Annotated in this window: 20 protein-coding genes; 15 read left to right on the forward strand and 5 right to left on the reverse strand. The window is 36.9% G+C overall.

Going from position 1 to position 19,158, the window contains the following annotated elements; translation table 11 throughout:
* Positions 1–17: 17 nt before the first annotated feature.
* From BN1226_RS07770 to BN1226_RS07825, 11 genes are all read left to right on the forward strand, one after another.
* The gene (locus tag BN1226_RS07770) at positions 18–1,748 is read left to right on the forward strand and encodes a hydrogenase large subunit (protein WP_044470705.1); all 1,731 of its coding nucleotides are present in this window, start codon (positions 18–20) and stop codon (positions 1,746–1,748) included.
* A gap of 11 nt (positions 1,749–1,759) precedes the next feature.
* Positions 1,760–2,371, forward strand: a complete 612-nt coding sequence (locus tag BN1226_RS07775; RefSeq protein WP_044470706.1) for a formate hydrogenlyase complex iron-sulfur subunit — start codon at positions 1,760–1,762, stop codon at positions 2,369–2,371.
* Positions 2,368–3,144 (forward strand): NADH-quinone oxidoreductase subunit B family protein, encoded by a 777-nt coding sequence (locus tag BN1226_RS07780; protein ID WP_005760470.1) that lies wholly within the window; start codon positions 2,368–2,370, stop codon positions 3,142–3,144. The genes BN1226_RS07775 and BN1226_RS07780 overlap by 4 nt, the downstream gene beginning before the upstream one ends.
* 79 nt (positions 3,145–3,223) lie before the next feature.
* Positions 3,224–3,643 carry a formate hydrogenlyase maturation HycH family protein gene (locus tag BN1226_RS07785; RefSeq protein WP_044470707.1) on the forward strand — a complete coding sequence of 140 codons (420 nt, stop codon included), beginning with the start codon at positions 3,224–3,226 and terminating at the stop codon, positions 3,641–3,643.
* A gap of 8 nt (positions 3,644–3,651) precedes the next feature.
* Positions 3,652–4,110 carry a hydrogenase maturation peptidase HycI gene (hycI, locus tag BN1226_RS07790; protein WP_005760512.1) on the forward strand — a complete coding sequence of 153 codons (459 nt, stop codon included), beginning with the start codon at positions 3,652–3,654 and terminating at the stop codon, positions 4,108–4,110.
* Between the two features lie 166 nt (positions 4,111–4,276).
* Positions 4,277–6,430, forward strand: a complete 2,154-nt coding sequence (gene fdhF / locus BN1226_RS07800) for a formate dehydrogenase subunit alpha (RefSeq protein WP_082041917.1) — start codon at positions 4,277–4,279, stop codon at positions 6,428–6,430.
* Positions 6,431–6,584: 154 nt separating this feature from the next.
* A complete protein-coding gene (locus BN1226_RS07805) occupies positions 6,585–7,268 on the forward strand; it encodes a DUF4198 domain-containing protein (RefSeq protein WP_044470709.1) in 684 nt (227 codons plus the stop codon).
* On the forward strand, positions 7,268–7,768 hold the full coding sequence (locus tag BN1226_RS07810; RefSeq protein WP_044470710.1) for a hypothetical protein: 501 nt from the start codon (positions 7,268–7,270) through the stop codon (positions 7,766–7,768). Before BN1226_RS07805 ends, BN1226_RS07810 begins: the two co-directional genes overlap by 1 nt.
* A 2-nt stretch (positions 7,769–7,770) precedes the next feature.
* Entirely contained in the window at positions 7,771–8,382 is a 612-nt protein-coding gene (gene cbiM, locus BN1226_RS07815) for a cobalt transporter CbiM (protein ID WP_044470711.1), read from the forward strand.
* The gene (locus BN1226_RS07820; protein WP_044470712.1) at positions 8,379–9,080 is read left to right on the forward strand and encodes an energy-coupling factor transporter transmembrane component T family protein; all 702 of its coding nucleotides are present in this window, start codon (positions 8,379–8,381) and stop codon (positions 9,078–9,080) included. Before cbiM ends, BN1226_RS07820 begins: the two co-directional genes overlap by 4 nt.
* Complete coding sequence (locus BN1226_RS07825; protein ID WP_044470713.1) at positions 9,077–9,706, forward strand: energy-coupling factor ABC transporter ATP-binding protein; 630 nt, start codon at positions 9,077–9,079, stop codon at positions 9,704–9,706. The genes BN1226_RS07820 and BN1226_RS07825 overlap by 4 nt, the downstream gene beginning before the upstream one ends.
* Positions 9,707–9,740: 34 nt before the next feature.
* Here BN1226_RS07825 and hypA read toward each other — a convergent pair whose 3' ends face one another.
* The 3 genes from hypA to prfB all read right to left on the reverse strand — a co-directional run bounded on the left by hypA (position 9,741) and on the right by prfB (position 12,884).
* On the reverse strand, positions 9,741–10,082 hold the full coding sequence (gene hypA, locus BN1226_RS07830; RefSeq protein ID WP_044470714.1) for a hydrogenase maturation nickel metallochaperone HypA: 342 nt from the start codon (positions 10,080–10,082) through the stop codon (positions 9,741–9,743).
* 81 nt (positions 10,083–10,163) lie between these two features.
* Positions 10,164–11,675: a lysine--tRNA ligase gene (lysS, locus tag BN1226_RS07835; protein WP_044470715.1), complete on the reverse strand. Its 1,512-nt coding sequence runs from the start codon at positions 11,673–11,675 to the stop codon at positions 10,164–10,166.
* Positions 11,676–11,785: 110 nt separating this feature from the next.
* Positions 11,786–12,884, reverse strand: a protein-coding gene (gene prfB / locus BN1226_RS07840) for a peptide chain release factor 2 (protein WP_156149910.1) whose coding sequence is annotated in 2 segments (ribosomal slippage) — positions 11,786–12,808 and positions 12,810–12,884 — 1,098 coding nt in all. Because the reading frame shifts where the segments join, the coding sequence is not laid out codon by codon here.
* 194 nt (positions 12,885–13,078) lie between these two features.
* Here prfB and dsbC point away from each other — a divergent pair.
* The 4 genes from dsbC to BN1226_RS07860 all read left to right on the forward strand — a co-directional run bounded on the left by dsbC (position 13,079) and on the right by BN1226_RS07860 (position 17,040).
* Complete coding sequence (gene dsbC, locus BN1226_RS07845) at positions 13,079–13,762, forward strand: bifunctional protein-disulfide isomerase/oxidoreductase DsbC (protein ID WP_044470716.1); 684 nt, start codon at positions 13,079–13,081, stop codon at positions 13,760–13,762.
* Positions 13,763–13,842: 80 nt separating this feature from the next.
* Positions 13,843–15,561 carry a single-stranded-DNA-specific exonuclease RecJ gene (gene recJ, locus BN1226_RS07850; protein WP_044470717.1) on the forward strand — a complete coding sequence of 573 codons (1,719 nt, stop codon included), beginning with the start codon at positions 13,843–13,845 and terminating at the stop codon, positions 15,559–15,561.
* Positions 15,562–15,639: 78 nt separating this feature from the next.
* Positions 15,640–16,338: a thiol:disulfide interchange protein DsbA/DsbL gene (locus BN1226_RS07855; protein ID WP_082041918.1), complete on the forward strand. Its 699-nt coding sequence runs from the start codon at positions 15,640–15,642 to the stop codon at positions 16,336–16,338.
* Positions 16,339–16,347: 9 nt separating this feature from the next.
* Positions 16,348–17,040 carry a 5'-methylthioadenosine/adenosylhomocysteine nucleosidase gene (locus tag BN1226_RS07860; protein ID WP_044470718.1) on the forward strand — a complete coding sequence of 231 codons (693 nt, stop codon included), beginning with the start codon at positions 16,348–16,350 and terminating at the stop codon, positions 17,038–17,040.
* A 203-nt stretch (positions 17,041–17,243) separates the two neighbouring features.
* On the opposite strand, the gene BN1226_RS07865 is transcribed toward BN1226_RS07860, so the two are convergent.
* The gene (locus tag BN1226_RS07865; RefSeq protein WP_005760446.1) at positions 17,244–18,194 is read right to left on the reverse strand and encodes a ribose-phosphate pyrophosphokinase; all 951 of its coding nucleotides are present in this window, start codon (positions 18,192–18,194) and stop codon (positions 17,244–17,246) included.
* A gap of 70 nt (positions 18,195–18,264) precedes the next feature.
* Entirely contained in the window at positions 18,265–19,158 is an 894-nt protein-coding gene (gene ispE, locus BN1226_RS07870) for a 4-(cytidine 5'-diphospho)-2-C-methyl-D-erythritol kinase (protein ID WP_044470719.1), read from the reverse strand.

Here is a 19,158-nt window from a genome sequence, read left to right on the forward strand (position 1 = left end):
GTCAACAGGAGGAATATATGGAATTAACAAAAAATACATCAGTGGATCAAGCAAAAGCGCGTGGTAAAAATTACCTTGAAGCGATTAATGCGAAATTTCCAAATACAATTCTTGATGAAGAATGGTCAACTGAAAATCAAGTGACCATCACCATTAAAACCAATATGCTACCTGATGTAGTTGAGTATTTATATTATCAACATTACGGTTGGCTACCTGTGGCATTTGCTAATGATGAACGTAGCATTAATGGTCATTATGCAGTTTATTATGTGCTGTCAATGGAAGGTGAAGTAAAAACCTTTGTCACTGTAAAAGCCTTAGTGGATGCCGTTTCACTTGAATTCCCATCCGTAACACCTCGAGTAAAAGCCGCGGTATGGGCAGAACGTGAAATGTACGATATGTATGGTCTGAAAGCCGTAGGGTTGCCAGATCAACGACGTTTAGTGTTACCAGATGACTGGCCAGATGAAGTATTTCCACTTCGTAAAGATGCTATGGACTATCGTTTACGTCCAGATCCAACAAGTGCGGTTGAGACTTATGAATTCATTAATGAAAAAGGTGAAGCTCGTATTGTGCCAATTGGTCCATTGCATATTACTTCTGATGAACCAGGACATTTCCGTTTATTTGTAGATGGTGAGGACATCGTCGATGCCGATTACCGTTTATTCTATGTTCATCGTGGTATGGAAAAGCTAGCAGAAACTCGCATGGATTATGACCAAGTAACATTCTTGGCTGACCGTGTATGTGGTATCTGTGGTTTTACCCATAGTGTCGCTTATTCAAATGCGGTAGAAAATGCATTGGGTATTCAAATTCCACAACGAGCGGAATGGATCCGTGCAATTTTACTTGAAGTTGAACGTTTACATAGTCATTTACTGAATTTAGGTTTGGCAAGTCACTTTACTGGCTTCGATACAGGCTTTATGCAATTCTTCCGTGTTCGTGAAAAATCCATGACTTTAGCGGAAGTTTTAACTGGTGCACGTAAAACTTATGGGATTAATCTAATTGGTGGTGTTCGCCGTGATATGTTGAAACACCAACGTGAACAATGCCGTAAGATTATTGCTGAAATGCGTGAAGAATTAATCACTTTAAGTGATATTTTAATGAACACACCTAATATGGAACAACGTACAGTGGGTGTCGGGATCTTAGATCGTCAAGTTGCTCGTGATTTCAGCCCAGTTGGTCCAATGGTTCGTGCCAGTGGCTTTGATCGTGATGTTCGTTCTGTTCATCCATTCTCAGGTTATGGAGACATTCCATTTAATATTCATGTAGAACAAAACGGCGATGTATTATCTCGTTTGAAAGTTCGTATTAATGAAGTTTTTGAATCCATGAATATTATTGATTATATGGTGGATAATTTACCAAAAGGTGAATTATTAGTTGAAGGTTTTAATTATACTCCAGGTCGTTTTGCATTAGGCATTACAGAAGCCCCTCGAGGCGAGGATATTCACTGGGCAATGCTAGGTAATAACCAAAAATTATTCCGTTGGCGTTGTCGTGCTGCAACCTATGCAAACTGGCCAACATTACGTTATATGCTTCGTGGAAATACCGTTTCTGATGCGGCATTAATCATTGGTAGCCTTGACCCATGTTATTCTTGTACTGACCGTGTTACGGTGGTAGATGTGAATAAACGTAAGGCTAAAAATGTAGCCTATAAAGAAATTGAACGTTATGGTATTGAGCGTAAAAACTCACCATTGAAATAAGGAAGTGGTCTATGTTTAAGTTATTAAAGACAGTTTTTAAAGCAGGGGATGTAACCACAAAATATCCCTTCAAACCTTATGAAGTGGATCCTGATTTTCGTGGTAGACCAGAATTAAATTCAGATCAATGTATTGTATGCGGTGCCTGTACAATTGCTTGTCCAGCCAATGCATTAACCTTGAATACTAATGCTGAACAAGGTGATCGTACATGGTCATTATTTTTAGGACGTTGTATTTTCTGTGGTCGATGTGAAGAAGTGTGTCCAACGAAAGCGATTCGCTTAACACAAGACTTCGAGCTTTCAGTGAAAAATAAGCAAGATTTATATCAAGAGACTACATTTAAAACAGCTAGTTGCCAACAATGTGGTACGCCATTTATTTCTTATAAAGAATTAAATTATGCGGTAGATCTTCTTAAACAACAAGCTTATGACCCTGAAGATGTCAATAAAAAGCTCGCTGTATTACATACTTGTCCAGATTGTAAACGCCAAAATAGTTTGAATAAAACGGCTAGAATGGAAGATAAAATGCAACTTCCATTGAGTGATTTCAGTATTGAAAAAATTGAAACCGTTGTAAAAGAGCTTGAATATGTTGGGGGAGAAATAAGATGAATACACAAATTCCTATGCCCGTAAATGGCGTATCTACGCCGTTTACGATAGATGAAAGCATTGCCAAAATGAAACAAACCTTACTCAAGGATATTCAACGTTCAGCTTATGTATATCGTGTAGACTGTGGTGGTTGTAATGGTTGTGAAATTGAAATTTTTGGCACTATTACTCCAGCATTTGACGCAGAGCGTTTTGGTATTAAAGTTGTCGCCTCTCCTCGCCATGCCGATATTTTGCTATTTACAGGCTCTGTGACTCGTGCAATGCGTACCCCTGCCATGCGTGCCTATCAAGCTGCACCAGATCCTAAAATTTGTATTTCTTATGGTGCTTGTGGTTGTGGTGGCGGTATTTTCCACGATCTTTACTGTGTATGGGGCGGAACAGATCAAATTGTTCCTGTTGATGTTTATATTCCAGGTTGTCCACCAACACCCGCAGCAACTATTTATGGTTTTGCGATGGCATTAGGCTTATTGGATCAAAAATTAAAAGGAAAACAAGAGATTGCAGATTCCACTGCGGCAGCAAAAGTTCGTTTTCCTAAGATTCCTCATGATCTTCGGATTACGCTTGAACGTGAAGCTCGTCGTTTAGCTGGTTATCGCCAAGGTGGAGATATTGCAGATAAATTTATGAGTATGATGTGCGAAAATCAAGAAGAGCCTTTTGCAGTCCGTCTTGGTGAATTTTTAGAGCGAGAATCCGATCCTCGTTTAAGTGAGATTGTGACAAGATTGCATCGAATTAGCCAACCATTTTCAGGTTAGCTCATAGAAAGTGCGGTCTATTTTGTAAAAATTTTATCAAAATGAACCGCACTTTTGATTAGCCAATAAGGATTATTCAATGACAACACAAGTTATCTTTTACCTTCTTAATCAACGATTTATGGAAAAAGAAGAGCGTGATGATATTCCAGAGGAAGCAAAGCAAGTCGTATATTACTCCTTAGCAATTGGGCATCATGTGGGAATTGTTGATTGCTTTAAGAAATTAATTGTTTGTGATTATGATGAATATCAAAAATTTGTAGAAAGTTTTCCAGAAGGGGAGGCACGACGTAAGTTTGCTGGATTAATTAAATTTGGTGAAATTGTTATTGATGTGAGTCATGTAAATTTATTAGCGAAAGCACTAGATGACAATAAGGCAAATTTCTCTCAGCTTCATCAACAATGGGCAGAAACTTTATTGGATACATTGGCATCAATACAACGTGAGCCAGTTATGTATATTATGGTTAAACGTCGAGATAACAAGGAATAGAAGCACCTATGACAACTGAAAATGTAATGCTTGCGGTAGGCAATTCAATGATGGGAGATGATGGTGCAGGTCCTTTACTTGCGGAAATGATGGAGGCGAATCCTATCCCTAATTGGACAGTGGTAGATGGCGGTTCGGCACCTGAAAATTATTCTCATACTGTACGAGCACTGCGCCCGAAACGTTTATTAATTGTTGATGCCTCAGATATGCAACAAGATATTGGATCCTTAAGAATTATTGATAAAGATTTGATTGCTGAAATGTTGTTTATGAGTACGCATAATATGCCACTTAACTATTTAATTGAGCAACTTGAAGAAGATATTGAAGAAATCATTTTTGTAGGAATTCAACCTGATTTAGTGTCGTTTGGTTTTCCTATGACAGAAAAAGTGAAAGCTGCTGTAGAGCACCTTTATTCGCTAATTAAAGATAATAGAATTAACGATATTCAGGCGTTATAACATTTCACTAAAATAAAGTGAAAATTAATAAAAAATATGTTTTAAATCAATAAATACTCATTTTTTATAGGGGATTGTTGATTAATTGAGCGTATTATAGAAGGGAACAAATTAACCATTCTGAGTGATTAGTTTGAGATTTATTATTAACTGAAGGACATTCATTATGAAAAAAGTGATTACTGTCTGTCCGTATTGCGCATCAGGTTGTAAGATCAATTTATTGGTTGAAAACAACAAAATTGTGGGTGCTGAAGGCGCAAACGGAAAAACCAATGAGGGAGAACTCTGCCTCAAAGGGTATTTTGGATGGGATTTCGTCCATGATACTCGTATCCTAACTCCTCGGCTTACTCAGCCAATGATTCGCTATAAAAGAGGCGAAGCATTCACGCCAGTAAGTTGGGATGAAGCCATTTCTTATACTGCAAGACGTCTTTCTGAAATTAAAGAAAAGTATGGTAATGAATCTATCATGGTAACGGGGTCATCTCGTGGTCCAGGTAATGAAGTTAACTATGTGATGCAAAAATTTGCACGTGCAGTATTACGAAACAACAATGTTGACTGTTGTGCGCGCGTTTGACACGGCCCTTCTGTAACAGGTCTGCTCAAATCGGTCGGAAACGGCGCAATGTCTAACTCAATCGTAGAGATTGAAGACACCAAATGTGTATTTATTTTTGGCTATAATGCATCAACATCTCACCCAATTGTGGCGAGACGAATTAATCATGCCAAAGCGAAGGGTGCAAAAATCATTGTTTGTGATCCTCGTAAAATCGAGACAGCACGTATCGCAGATATTTATGCACCATTAAATAATGCAAGTAATGTCGCATTTCTTAATGCGATGATGAACGTCATCCTAGAAGAAGGTCTGCAAGATCAAGCATTTATTGATGCTCATACAGAGAACTTTGAGCAATTCTATGAGATTGTCAAATCTTATACGCCAGAATCTACTCAACATATTACAGGTATTGAACCAGAAATGTTGCGTGAAATTGCTCGTACCTATGCCAAAGCGGAAACTGCAACCATTTTATGGGGTATGGGTGTTTGTCAATTTAGACAAGGGGTTGAAACTGTACGAGCTTTAGCAAGTTTAGCAATGCTTACAGGTAATCTTGGTAAACCAAATGTTGGGGTAAACCCTGTACGTGGTCAAAATAACGTACAAGGGGCTTGTGACATGGGGGCTTTATTTAATACCTTGCCAGGCTATCAACGTTTAAATGACCCTGTAGCCATGGCAAAATTTGCGAAAGCTTATGGCATTCCTGAAATGAATCCAAAACCAGGTGTACCATTAAGTGAAGTACCAGAAGCCATAATGGAAGATAAAATTAAAGCTTTCTACATTATGGGGGAAGATACTTTACAAACAGAACCAGATATCAATGCAGTTAAAAAAGCTTTTGAAAAAGTAGAATTTTTAATTGTTCAAGATATTTTTATGACACAAACTGCAGCAGAAGCTGATGTTTTATTACCAGCAACTTCTTGTGCTGAGCATGAAGGGGTGTATAGTGCGGCAGACCGTGGTTTCCAACGTTTTTACAAAGCAGTTGAACCGGTAGGTGATGTTAAAGATGACTGGCAAATTATTAGTGAAATTGCAACTGCAATGGGCTACCCAATGCATTACAATAACACTAAAGAAATTTGGGATGAATTACGTTCATTATGTGATCTTTACAAAGGTGCAACTTACGAAAAAATGGAAGGATTGGGTTATATTCAATGGCCTTGTACTGATGAAGGTCCTGAAGATCAAGGTACCAGCTATTTGTATAAAAACCAAGTCTTTGACCGTCCAAATGGTAAGGCAGAGTTCTTTGCTTGCGACTGGGAACCACCAATGGAAACATTGACAGAGGAATTCCCATTAGTCTTATCTACTGTACGTGAAGTTGGACATTATTCATGTCGTTCAATGACAGGTAACTGCCGAGCATTGGCAGCACTTGCAGACGAACCAGGATATGTTCAAATGAATGATGAAGATGCAAAAGCATTAGGCATTAAGAATAATGATCTTGTGTGGATTGCTTCACCTCGTGGTAAAGTTATTTCACGTGCGGATGTCAGCAGCCGTACCAATAAAGGTGCTTGCTACATGACATATCAATGGTGGATTGGTAAATGTAATGAACTTACAGCAGAACACTTAAATCCTGGTTCTAGAACGCCAGAATATAAGTATAGTGCAGTCCGTATTGATAAAATAGAAGATCAACGTTGGGCTGAGCATTATGTTGTAACGGAATACACTAAACTCAAACAACGTTTAAAAGATACCGCACTTGTGGCGTAATTATTGAAAATTTAATGGAAAAGGCACATTTAGTGCCTTTTTTATTGGCTTTTTTTAGTGATTTTAGGTTAATTAATAAACATATTTTTTCTTGACTCTAAAGTTACTTCATAGTTTAAGATGAGTATGAATTTTTAACATGGAGAGCTAAAAAATGAAAAAAACTACGTTATTTCTAACCGCACTTTTTGCTTTTTCTGCTAATGCACATAATATTTGGTTAGAGCCAGATACGGGAAATCACTTAGGATATGTGATGAAGTTTGGTCATGAAGAAACGGAAACTTATCCTGAACATAAAGTCAAAGAAATTAAGCTATTGAATCAGAAAGGGCAACTATCTGATGCAAAATATCATTTCGAGAAAGGTGAAGCTCATTTCTTAGCTGATAATGCTTCCATTGTATTTTTAAAATTTGATAACGGTGTTTGGTCTAAATTACCAAATGGTAAATATGTAGAAAAAACAAAAGCTCAAGAACCCACCGCAGAATCTACTTCTAACCCTGTAAAATTAGGTAAAGCTATTTTACATTGGGATGAACAAGCAATCAAAAATCATAATATGGAATATGAACTTATTCCTCAACAAAAACCTGAAGTAGGAACAGCGCTTCCAATCTTAGTTTTGCATCAAGGTAAGCCTGTTGAAGGTATTAAGGTAGGCATTGATGGTGATGATGCTTCTTTTAAAGCAACCAATCAGAAAGGAATTGTTGAATATACTCCAGTAAAAGGAACTAATAAAATAGTAGCTAAATTTGCTGAAAAAGTGGTGGGCAATCCAGATTATTCAGATCGTAAAATTTCATATATGTTAACATTTGATGCGAAATAATGAAAATATTCCAAATTCTTACCGCACTTTTTACTTTGGTTACAGGCTTGTTCTGTAGCCAAAGTTGCTTTGCGCATAGTCTTTATATTTTTGCCCAATATGATGGACAAGCCATTACTGGAAAATCTTATTATTCAGATATGACGCCAGCAGCTGAAACTTATGTAGAAGCTTTTCGAGAAGGTGAATCAAGCCCTGCGGTTTCAGGAAAAACAGATAAAAAAGGTTTATTTCATTTACCTATAACAGGCGAAGCAAATTTTAAAGTGGTAATTGAAGGTGAAGAAGGGCATCGTGCAACGGTGATGGCAGACAGAATTTCATCCTCGAATACTGATAATAGTGCATTAATGCTTATTCGAGAGGATATTAATCGTCTTAAAGATAAAATCTATCTTCATGATATTTTAGGTGGAATTGGATATATCTTTGGGATTATTGGGCTTCTCGCTTGGTTTAAAAATTATTCTAATCGCAAGAATAAAAGGGAGAATGTGTAGCCATGCATCTATCAGAAGGTGTATTGCATAGCCAAACGCTGATCGCTGGTGCAATATTTGCCGTAATAGGTTTAAGCATTGGCATTCGGAAAATGGATTATCAAAAATTACCCCTAACAGCACTTTTTGCCTCCGCTTTTTTTGTTGCAGGAACAATTCATGTGCCTGTGGGCATCAGTAGTGTACATTTGATCTTGAATGGAATGGCAGGTTTGTTTCTTGGCTGGGCAGTATTCCCTGCGTTTTGTATCGCATTATTATTGCAGGTGATTTTATTTTCTTTTGGTGGATTTGCCGTATTAGGTGTGAATTTATGTGTCATGGCATTACCCGCAGTGTTAATTCATTATCTGTTTCGTCATGTTTTACAAGAGCATTCTAGCGTATTGGTTAAAGTTTTAGTGGGAGCAAGTGCTGGTTTTTTAGGCGTTGGATTAGCCGCATTGTTTGCCTCACTTGTATTAGCTTTTGATGATGGAAGTCGTTATCAGGATCTGATTTTTCTGTTAGTCCTTAGCCATCTGCCCATTTTTATTGTAGATTCAGTGATCAGTGCGATTGTGATTGTCATTTTAGGTAAAATGTATCCTAGCTTATTGAATTTACGTACATGATGAAATTGGCTTTTTTTACCCCGCATGTCCGACTACTTTATGCTTTTGGTATAGGTCTTATCATTAGTGCGATCACGGATATTCCAATGTTAGCATGGCTAACATGCATCGCTTATACCGCTTTGTTGCTTTTTTTATATGTTAACCAGCAATCGATTGTCCCCTATATTAAACGTTGGTTATCTCTTAATATATTTACCTTATTATTATGGTTAACCTTAACTTGGCAAGTCAGTAATTCTGGGATTGATTTTTCTCCTCTAGGTATTCACACTGCATTGTTAATTACATTTAGAATGAACTTGATCTTTTGTAGTTTGTGTCTTTTATTGTATGGCATTAATGATGTACGCTTAGTACAGGCAATTAGCCAACTACCATTGCCAAATAAGTTTATTCAATTGTTTATTCTAACAGTGCGTTATATTAGTTTGTTAGCTGAAGAAAACCGACGCATCAGTATTGCTATGCAGGCGAGGGGATTTCAAGCTAAATGTAATTGGCGTACCTTTCAAGTGTTAGCTCAGCGAGTAGCATTATTATTAGTAAGAGCTTTGATTAAAGTGGAAGTGGTAGAAATGGCTCTTAGAGCAAGAGGATTTAAGTTTCAATCACAGTCTAGTTTATTAGAAAAAACATGGTGGAAATATGTGGAAATTTTTACCGCACTTTTGGCCATCGCATGGATAATTAAATGATGGTATTAGAGATTAAAGAACTTTCAGTATCACGCTACAGTAAACCCGTTTTACAAAATATTAGTTTTCAATTACATGAAGATGAACGTTTGTTTTTACAAGGAGAAATTGGTTGTGGTAAAACTACACTACTACATACCTTGCTAGGTTTTATACCATTCCAACAAGGAGATATACGATTATTTGGTCAATCTTGTCGTACTGAAAAGGATTTTATGCCATATCGTGGTCAAATTGGTCTATGTTTTCAGTCTCCTGATGATCAGCTTTTTGGTCCGACAGTCTTGGAGGATGTGGCATTTGGCTTAATTAATCAAGGTATTAATAATCAAACAGCAAAAGAAATGGCATTACAACAACTAGAAATACTTGGAGTAGAAGCATTAAAAGATCGTCCAATCCATGTGTTATCAGGGGGAGAGAAAAATATGGTGGCATTAGCTGGTGTGTTAGCTATGCAACCTAAACTGCTTTTCTTGGATGAGCCAACTAATGGGTTGGATCAAAAAAATATAAAAAAACTGACCGCACTTTTGAAAGCATTAAAACTCCCCATGCTGATTGCTTCCCATGATCTTGCATTTTCTCAACAAATGGCAGATTCTGTACTTTGGTTAGATAAATAATTCATCATGAAATTGTAATTATTTAGACAATATTTTACTCTACGGCAATCTCTTTAATTCTGAGTTCATCACCACTTTGACGTTGTAGATGAATGCTTCCACATTCTGGACACGCATCTTGATGTGCTTTAATTTCTACTAGCTTTTCACAATGCCAACAGTAAGCTTGTGCGGGAATAGCGATAAAGTGGAGCTTACAATTTTCCATTAGAGTATCTTTACTACAAACATCAAAACAAAATTCAATAGCATCAGGTTCAATACAAGATAGCGGACCAATCTCTAGCCAAAGATCTGTCACTTTAGATACATTATTCTTACGGCATTGTTCTTCAACAATTTCCATAATATTCTGAGTGAGCGACATTTCATGCATAATTTATCCTTAAAAGTGCGGTAGAAAAGTAGAAAATTTTGATAAAAAATTGGGTATCCTAAGATACCCAAATTTCATCAATTAAACTTTATGTTTCATTGCTGGGAATAGAATAACATCACGAATAGAAGGCGCGTTTGCATATAACATTGCCAAACGATCGATTCCTAGACCTTCACCCGCAGTTGGAGGAAGACCATGTTCAAGTGCGGTAACAAAATCATCGTCTTTGAACATAGCTTCATCATCACCAGCATCTTTTGCCGCAACTTGTGCATCAAAACGTTCTGCTTGGTCTTCAGCATCATTTAATTCTGAGAATCCGTTACCGATTTCACGACCGCCGATGAATAATTCAAAACGATCAGTTACTTCTGGATTTTCATCATTACGACGAGCTAATGGTGAAATTTCAGCAGGATGAGCCATTAAGAAGGTTGGTTGAATAAGATGGTGTTCAGCCACTTCTTCAAAAATTGCATTTACAAGAGAACCTAACCCCCAAGATTTTTGAATAGCAATACCTAATTTAGTAGCCACTGCCTTAGCACGCTCTAAATCATATAAATCTTCTTTAACGATGCCTTTTGCTGCACCATATTTAATAACGGCATCGTGCATAGTGATACGTTCGAATGGTTTACCAAAATCAAATTCATATTCACCATAAGGGACGATAGTAGTGCCTAAAATATCTAATGCTAATTTACGTAGCAATTCTTCAGTGTTATCCATTAAATCATGATAATCTGCATAAGCTTGATAGTATTCGATCATCGTAAATTCAGGATTGTGACGAACAGAAACCCCTTCGTTACGGAAGTTACGGTTTAATTCGAATACTCGTTCAAAACCGCCCACGACTAAACGTTTTAAGTAAAGTTCAGGAGCAATACGCAAGTACATATCGATGTCTAATGCATTATGATGAGTTACAAATGGACGAGCCGCCGCACCGCCTGGAATCACTTGTAGCATAGGTGTTTCAACTTCAATAAAACCTTTGCCAATAAAGTATTCTCGAATACCAGCAATAACTTTTGAACGGATTACAAATGTGCGACGTGATTCATCATTAGAAATTAAATCCAAATAACGTTGACGATAACGAATTTCCTGATCGCTTAAACCATGGAATTTATCTGGTAATGGACGAAGTGCTTTAGTTAATAATTGAACTTCATGAGCTTTAACTGTTAGTTCATTGGTTTTTGTTTTGAATAAGGTGCCTTTAATACCAACAATATCACCTAAATCCCAGCTTTTGACATCTTCTGCGTAAACACCTTCAGGTAAATTATCACGAGCAACATATAGTTGAATACGTCCACTCATATCTTGAATCGTGATGAAAGTTGCTTTACCCATGGTACGACGAGTCATAATACGACCAGCAACTGAAACTGAAATATTCTTTTCGTTTAATTCTTCACCTTCAAGAGCATCATATTGATGATGTAAATCTTCCGCTAATGCATCGCGGCGAAATGTATTTGGGAATGCGTTACCTTTGGCACGTAAAGCAGCAAGTTTTTCACGACGCACAGCCATTTCACCATGAAAATCTAATTCTGGGGTTTGTTGTTCTGACATTTTATTTTACCTTTATGTAGGGTGGGGATGTTTGCCCACCATGTAAACTTTCTATTTGATTTTTTAAATTTTAGAATGATGTTGATGGACTAGTCAGTCCAGGTTACAACTTACAAACCAGCTTTCAAGCTAGCTTCTATAAACTTATCTAAATCACCGTCTAATACGGCTTGTGTATTACGATTCTCCACGCCTGTACGCAAATCTTTAATGCGAGCATCATCTAGCACATAAGAGCGAATTTGACTGCCCCAACCAATATCAGATTTGGAATCTTCCAATGCTTGTTTATCCGCATTTTTCTTTTGTAATTCCATTTCATAGAGCTTCGCCTTCAACTGCTTCATACATTGATCTTTGTTTTTATGTTGAGAACGATCGTTTTGGCATTGCACCACAATTCCACTTGGAATATGGGTAATACGTACCGCACTTTCTGTACGGTTAACATGTTGACCACCAGCACCTGAGGCTCGATAAACATCGATACGCAGATCTGCTGGATTAATTTCGATATCAATATCATCATCAATTTCAGGATAAATGAATGCAGCTGCAAATGATGTATGGCGACGATTATTGCTATCAAAAGGGCTTTTACGCACTAAACGATGAATTCCAGTTTCTGTCCGTAACCAGCCGAAAGCATATTCACCAGAAACACGAATTGTTGCTGATTTTAAACCTGCAACATCACCATCAGAGACTTCCATGAGTTCCGTTTTAAAGCCTTTGCTTTCTGCCCAACGTAAATACATTCGAAGTAGCATTTCCGTCCAGTCTTGCGCTTCAGTACCGCCAGATCCTGCTTGCAGATCCACATAACAATCGCAAGCATCATGTTCACCACTAAACATACGACGAAATTCAAGAATTTCTAATTGTTTTTCTAAATCTTCTAGTTCAGCCACAGCTTCATTAAAGGTTTCTTCATCTTCACCTTCGATGGCTAATTCTAGTAAACCATCAACGTCTTCTAAACCTTGATCGAGTTTTTTAATGGTGTTCACTACAATTTCTAATGCAGAACGTTCTTTCCCTAATGCTTGTGCTTTTTCAGGGTTATTCCATACATTTGGCTGTTCAAGTTCAGCATTCACTTCTTCTAAACGTTCAAGTTTAGATTCAAAGTCAAAGATACCCCCTAAGGATATTGGTTCGTTCACTGAGATCTGAGATTTTATTTTTAATTGGATTAATTTCAAACATATAAAATAAGATAATTATTTACAATAAATAAAGTGTTAATTATAGGCTATTTTGATGATGTTGGATAGTGGGCTATTAGACGTGATAAAAAGAAATGTAGGTTTTTTATTGAGCAAATATTGTTATTATTTCTTGCACAATTTCTTAATCTTTTTATAATTCATCACTTATCCATTAATTTAGGAATTCTAAAAATGAAAAAAATGCTAACCGCACTTTCTTTAATGTTTATTACAACTGTTACTTTAGCTGATGATGCACAAATTAAAGCACAATTAAACAAATTAGGTGCAACTGACATTGAAGTAAAAGAATCTCCTATTAAAGGAATGAAAACTGTTGTGACAAATGAGGGAGTTTTGTATACAACAGAAGATGGAAAATATGCGATTCAAGGTAAGCTTTTTGAATTAACGGATAAAGGTGCGGTAGATGTGAGTGGCAAGGCGCTATATAGTACTTTAGAAAGTTATAAAGATGAAATGATAGTTTACCCTGCAAAAAATGAGAAATATGTGGTGACCATTTTCATGGATATTACTTGTGCATATTGTCAAAAATTACACAATGAAGCGAAAGAATATAATGATTTAGGCATTACTTTACGCTATTTGGCTTTTCCTCGTGGTGGATTAGATACTAATACAGCAAAACAAATGGAAAGCATCTTTACTGCACCAGATAAAGCTTTTGCATTGACAGAAGCACAAAATGGTCATTTACCAAAAGAATTGAAAACACCCAATATTGTTAAGAAACATTATAAGTTAGGTATTCAATACGGAGTCCGTGGTACGCCAAGTATTATTACGAGTTCTGGTGAATTAATAGGCGGTTATGTGCCTGCAAAAGATTTATTACGCATGTTAGAAGGATAGTCCTGTTAGCCTTAGAAGCTAAGGGGCCTCTGGCTTAAGTTAATATTGCTCTACAATATCTATTTTCTATTCAATAAATAATGAATAAACTTATTCAACGTCGTTCTGTTCCTTATGGTGCATCGGTTTGCGAGCACCCTTTGTTAGATCGTTTGTATCGTTCTCGTCATATCGAAAATTCTCAACAATTAGACCGCACTTTGCAAGCGATGTTGGCTCCTCAGCTTTTACAAGGTATTGATGATGCTGTAAATTTATTGCTTAAAGCACGAGATAAACAGCAAAATATCGTGATTGTTGGTGACTTTGATGCTGATGGTGCAACGAGTACTGCATTAGCTGTTACTGCATTACGCCAGCTAGGATTTAATTCTGTAAGTTATTTGATTCCTAATCGTTTTGATCAGGGCTATGGATTAAGTGTTGCGGTTGCTAAAATTGCCTGTGAACAGCAAGCCGAGTTGCTTATTACGGTGGATAATGGTGTGTCTTCTTTTGAAGGTGTCGCTTTTTTAAAAGAACATGGGGTAAATGTTTTAATTACCGATCATCATTTACCACCAGAAACATTGCCTAATGCAGATGCGATTGTTAATCCTAATTTGACTACATGCGAGTTTCCATCAAAAGCTTTAGCGGGTGTAGGTGTCATCTTTTATTTAATGCTGGCATTGCGTGCAAAATTACGTGAGCTAGGTATATTTGATGCTAAAACACAGCCTAATTTTACAGAATTATTAGATCTAGTTGCATTAGGTACGATTGCTGATGTGGTACCTCTTGATCAAAATAATCGAATACTAGCTTATCAGGGGCTTGCACGAATTCGTGCTGGGCGTTGTCGACATGGTATTCGCGCTTTAATAGAAGTTACGAATAAAGATATTCATCAATTAAGTGCCAGTGATCTTGGCTTCTCTATTGCCCCTCGTTTGAATGCCGCAGGCCGTTTAGATAGTATGTCAGTTGGAGTGGAGTTGCTTTTAGCTGATTCAATGGAAGTTGCTAGAGGACTTGCTTTAGAACTTGATAGTTTAAATCAAACACGTAAGGAGATTGAGCAAGGCATGAAAATGGAGGCATTAGAAATTTGCCGAAATTTGACCGCACTTAAATCTGATTTACCTATGGGAATTGCCCTTTATCAAGCTGACTGGCACCAAGGTGTGCTTGGTATTTTAGCTGCACGAATTAAAGATCAATTTCATCGTCCTGTAGTGGCGTTTACGCAGGATCAAGAGGGAATTTTAAAGGGCTCTGCCCGTTCTATTGAGGGATTGCATATACGTGATGTTTTAGCACATATGAATACCTTATATCCAAATATGATCTTAAAATTTGGTGGGCATGCAATGGCTGCAGGCTTAACCATTCATGAAGCATCATATGCTGAATTCCAATGCCTCTTTAACCAAGTGGTCTCTGAATGGCTTGATATAGATGGTTTACAGGGCATTGTGTGGACTGATGGAGAATTATCTTTAGATCTGATGACACTTGCTACAGCTGAATTATTGAAACAATCTGGACCCTGGGGACAGGCTTTTCCAGAGCCGATATTTGATGGCGAGTTTAAAATTTTACAACAACGTTTAGTAGGGGAACGCCATTTAAAAATGTTAGTGGAGCCTATAAAGGGCGGACCTCTTATGGATGCCATTGCTTTTAATATTGATACCCGCTATTATCCTGACTTATCTATTCGTACAGCAGTATTAGCGTATAAATTAGATATAAATGAATTTCGAGGTAATCGAGATATTCAATTATTAGTGGATTATATCCAACCTATTAGTTAATTTTTTATACAATTTTAAGTGTTTAGATGTAAAATTTAGCATCTGTTTATTTGGTTTTATGATAAGTATTGGTAATCAATGAAAATTTGTCGTTATCTACCTATGCTATTAGGTGTTCATTCTGTCTTTGCACAAGACAATTCGGTCACACCAAGTATGCCTCAAGATATCTCAGTAGCTGAAACTCGAGTTGCCGAGAATCAATTTGAGGATGGTCGAGATTATTTCTCTTATAATTCACCGATTAAAGGTGAAAATCCTATTGATCACAAAATTTTGATTCAATCTTTTTTTGATTATGATTGCCGTGTTTGTGTTAATACACAAGATATTTTAGAACTTTATAGCCGTATTAATCCTAATAAAGTAGTCATTGTTGAGCATCCTATTGCTACGAAAGAAACGCCTTATACTGCAAGAGTTTATTATAGCCTTAAACGCTTAAATCATTCTGATATTGCAGATGCCTTATTGTTTGAAACAGCAGATCCTGAACGTTATCAAGCTTTAACAAATTTAGAGAATTTGGTCGCTTATTTGCAAGAACAACAAGTTGATGGTCAAGCGTTTATGGATACTTATAATTCTACAGAGATTCAAAAACAGGTTAATGAAGCTATCTATCGAACAGAAAAATATGGCGTATTTACCTATCCTTTTGTGGTGATTCAAGGACGATATGTATTAACTAATAGTACGTTATATAATGATGATTATACTTTTGCTGTATTAGATTATTTAGTAGGCAAATTATCTAAAAATGAAAATTTACAATAAGGAAATTTTATGAAAATTGGTGTTGTTGGTGCCATGGCGCAGGAAGTTGAAATTTTAGCCAACTTAATGAAAGATAAAAAAATCACACAGATAGCAAGTAGTACTATCTATGAAGGTAATATTCATGGTAAACAAATTGTATTACTTCAATCGGGAATTGGTAAAGTAGCGGCTGCAGTTGGAACAACGTTGTTAATTCAGCTTACTAAACCTGATATGATATTAAATACTGGTTCAGCAGGTGGAGTCGCACAAGGACTAAAAGTAGGAGATATCGTAATTTCCACTGAAACGGCTTATCATGATGTTGATGTCACTGCATTTGGATATGTTAAAGGTCAACTTCCTGCTTGTCCTGCAACCTTTATTTCTGATAAAAAACTTACCGCACTTGCAGAACAAGTAGCCCGAGAGCAAGGTCATCATGTAAAGCATGGATTGATTTGTTCTGGTGATAGTTTTATTGCTGGTGGTGAGTCTTTAGCTCAAATTAAAGCGGATTTTCCACAAGTTACAGCAGTAGAAATGGAAGCAGCTGCGATTGCGCAAGTGTGTCACGTATTTAATATTCCTTTCCTCGTGGTACGTGCAATTTCTGATGCGGGGGACGGAGAAGCAAGTATGTCCTTTGAGGAATTTCTTCCGATTGCAGCAAAACAATCTTCACAAATGATTGTGGGAATGATTGATAAATTGTCATGAAAATTGATTGTAAATGAGAATATTTCAGGATAGATTCCTTATTCTTTCGATAATCAAAAATAATAAAATTTTTCTAAAAAAATGCCGCAGTTTTTATATCACTTATTCAAAACTACTCTCATTTCTAAAATTCTGATATGAGACAAAATAAAAAACCACAATTTAGGTTGTGGTTTTTTATTTTTAGTGCGTTAACGAATCAATTATTCTTCAAACATCGCAGAGATAGATTCTTCATTACTGATGCGGCGGATTGCTTCAGCAAGCATAGCTGATAAGGTTAGTGTACGTACTTTACCTAATGCTTTGATTTCTTTTGTGAGTGGGATAGTATCTGTGACAACCACTTCATCTAATGCAGGATTAGCAATATTTTGTAATGCTGAACCAGAGAATACAGCATGAGTTGCATAAGCAAATACTCGTTTTGCACCACGCTCTTTTAATGCTTCTGCGGCTTTTACTAAAGTACCACCAGTATCGATCATATCATCAACTAAGATACAATCACGATCTGCAACTTCACCAATAATATGCATGACTTGAGAGACATTCGCTTTAGGGCGGCGTTTATCAATGATAGCCATATCAGTATCATTTAATAATTTAGCAACTGCACGAGCACGAACAACCCCACCAATATCAGGTGAAACAACAATTGGATTATCGAGATCGGTTTTCTTCATAATATCATCTAGCAGTACAGGAGAACCAAACACGTTATCTACTGGAACATCGAAGAAACCTTGAATTTGTTCTGCGTGTAAGTCACATGTTAATACACGGTCAACGCCAACACTTGATAAAAAGTCAGCGACAACTTTTGCGGTGATTGGAACACGAGCTGAACGGACACGGCGGTCTTGGCGAGCATAACCAAAATAAGGAATGACAGCCGTAATACGACCTGCTGAAGCACGGCGTAAGGCATCAACCATTACAATCAACTCCATTAGGTTGTCATTGGTTGGTGCACAAGTTGATTGAATGATAAATACGTCACAACCACGTACATTTTCATTAATTTGAACTTGAATTTCGCCATCGCTAAAACGACCTACGGTAGCATCGCCTAGAGAAATATATAGGCGTTCTGAAATTCGTTTTGCTAATTCTGGCGTTGCATTACCAGCAAAGAGTTTAATGTCAGGCATTTTTAATAACCTCAGGTTTTAGATTGTAATTAAGGGTTTAGGAAATAAATTAATATTTACGGTTTTGTTATTATAGCTGTTTCAGCATTTGGTGTAATGGAGAAACGTTTAAGCCTTTAGCAACAAAACCAGAAAATTCTTTTGCTTTTAAATTCAATATCGCTTGTGCCGCTTGTTCGTTTTCAAATTCAGCAAATACACAAGCACCGCTCCCCGTCAATCTTGACGGTGAATATTGTACCAACCAGTTGAGAAGTTGTTCAACCTCTGGGTATTGTTTTCTTACAATTCTTTCACAGTCATTTTTGTATTCTTGTTGTAATAACTGTTGGAGTGATTTTTTCGGTGTATCACGTGTTAGTTCTGGTGCAGAGAAAACTTTTGCGGTCGAAATAGATACATTGGGTTTAATGACTAAATACCATTTTTCAGGAGCTTCACAATAAGTGATCTTTTCACCAACGCCTTCAGCAAAAGAGGCCTTGCCATGTATAAATATAGGTACATCTGCACCAAGTTGAAGCCCCAGTTCTGCCAGTTCTTCAATCGTTAAATTAGTTTTCCAAAGATAGTTTAAAGCAAGTAGTGTGGTCGCCGCATTAGATGAACCACCACCAACACCACCACCCATTGGTAATACTTTATCAAGATGCATTTCTGCGCCTAATTTACATTTTGTTTTTTGTTGTAATAAGCGGGCAGCTCGATAAATGAGATTATCTTGTATTTTTAAATTTGGAATAGTGGGAGTAAGTAATATTTGATCATCATTATGACGGACTTTGATAGTTAGCCAATCACCATAATCTAAAAATTGAAATAGCGTTTGTAATTCGTGGTAGCCATCAGCACGACGGCCATTAATATATAAGAATAAGTTGAGTTTTGCAGGGCAAGGGAAGCTGATAGCCTCGCCTTGCTTATAATCTGTTGAAAGTGCGGTAGAAAATTGATGATTTTTCAT

Source organism: Mannheimia massilioguelmaensis (assembly GCF_000940515.1).
Classification (GTDB): domain Bacteria; phylum Pseudomonadota; class Gammaproteobacteria; order Enterobacterales; family Pasteurellaceae; genus Basfia; species Basfia bettyae.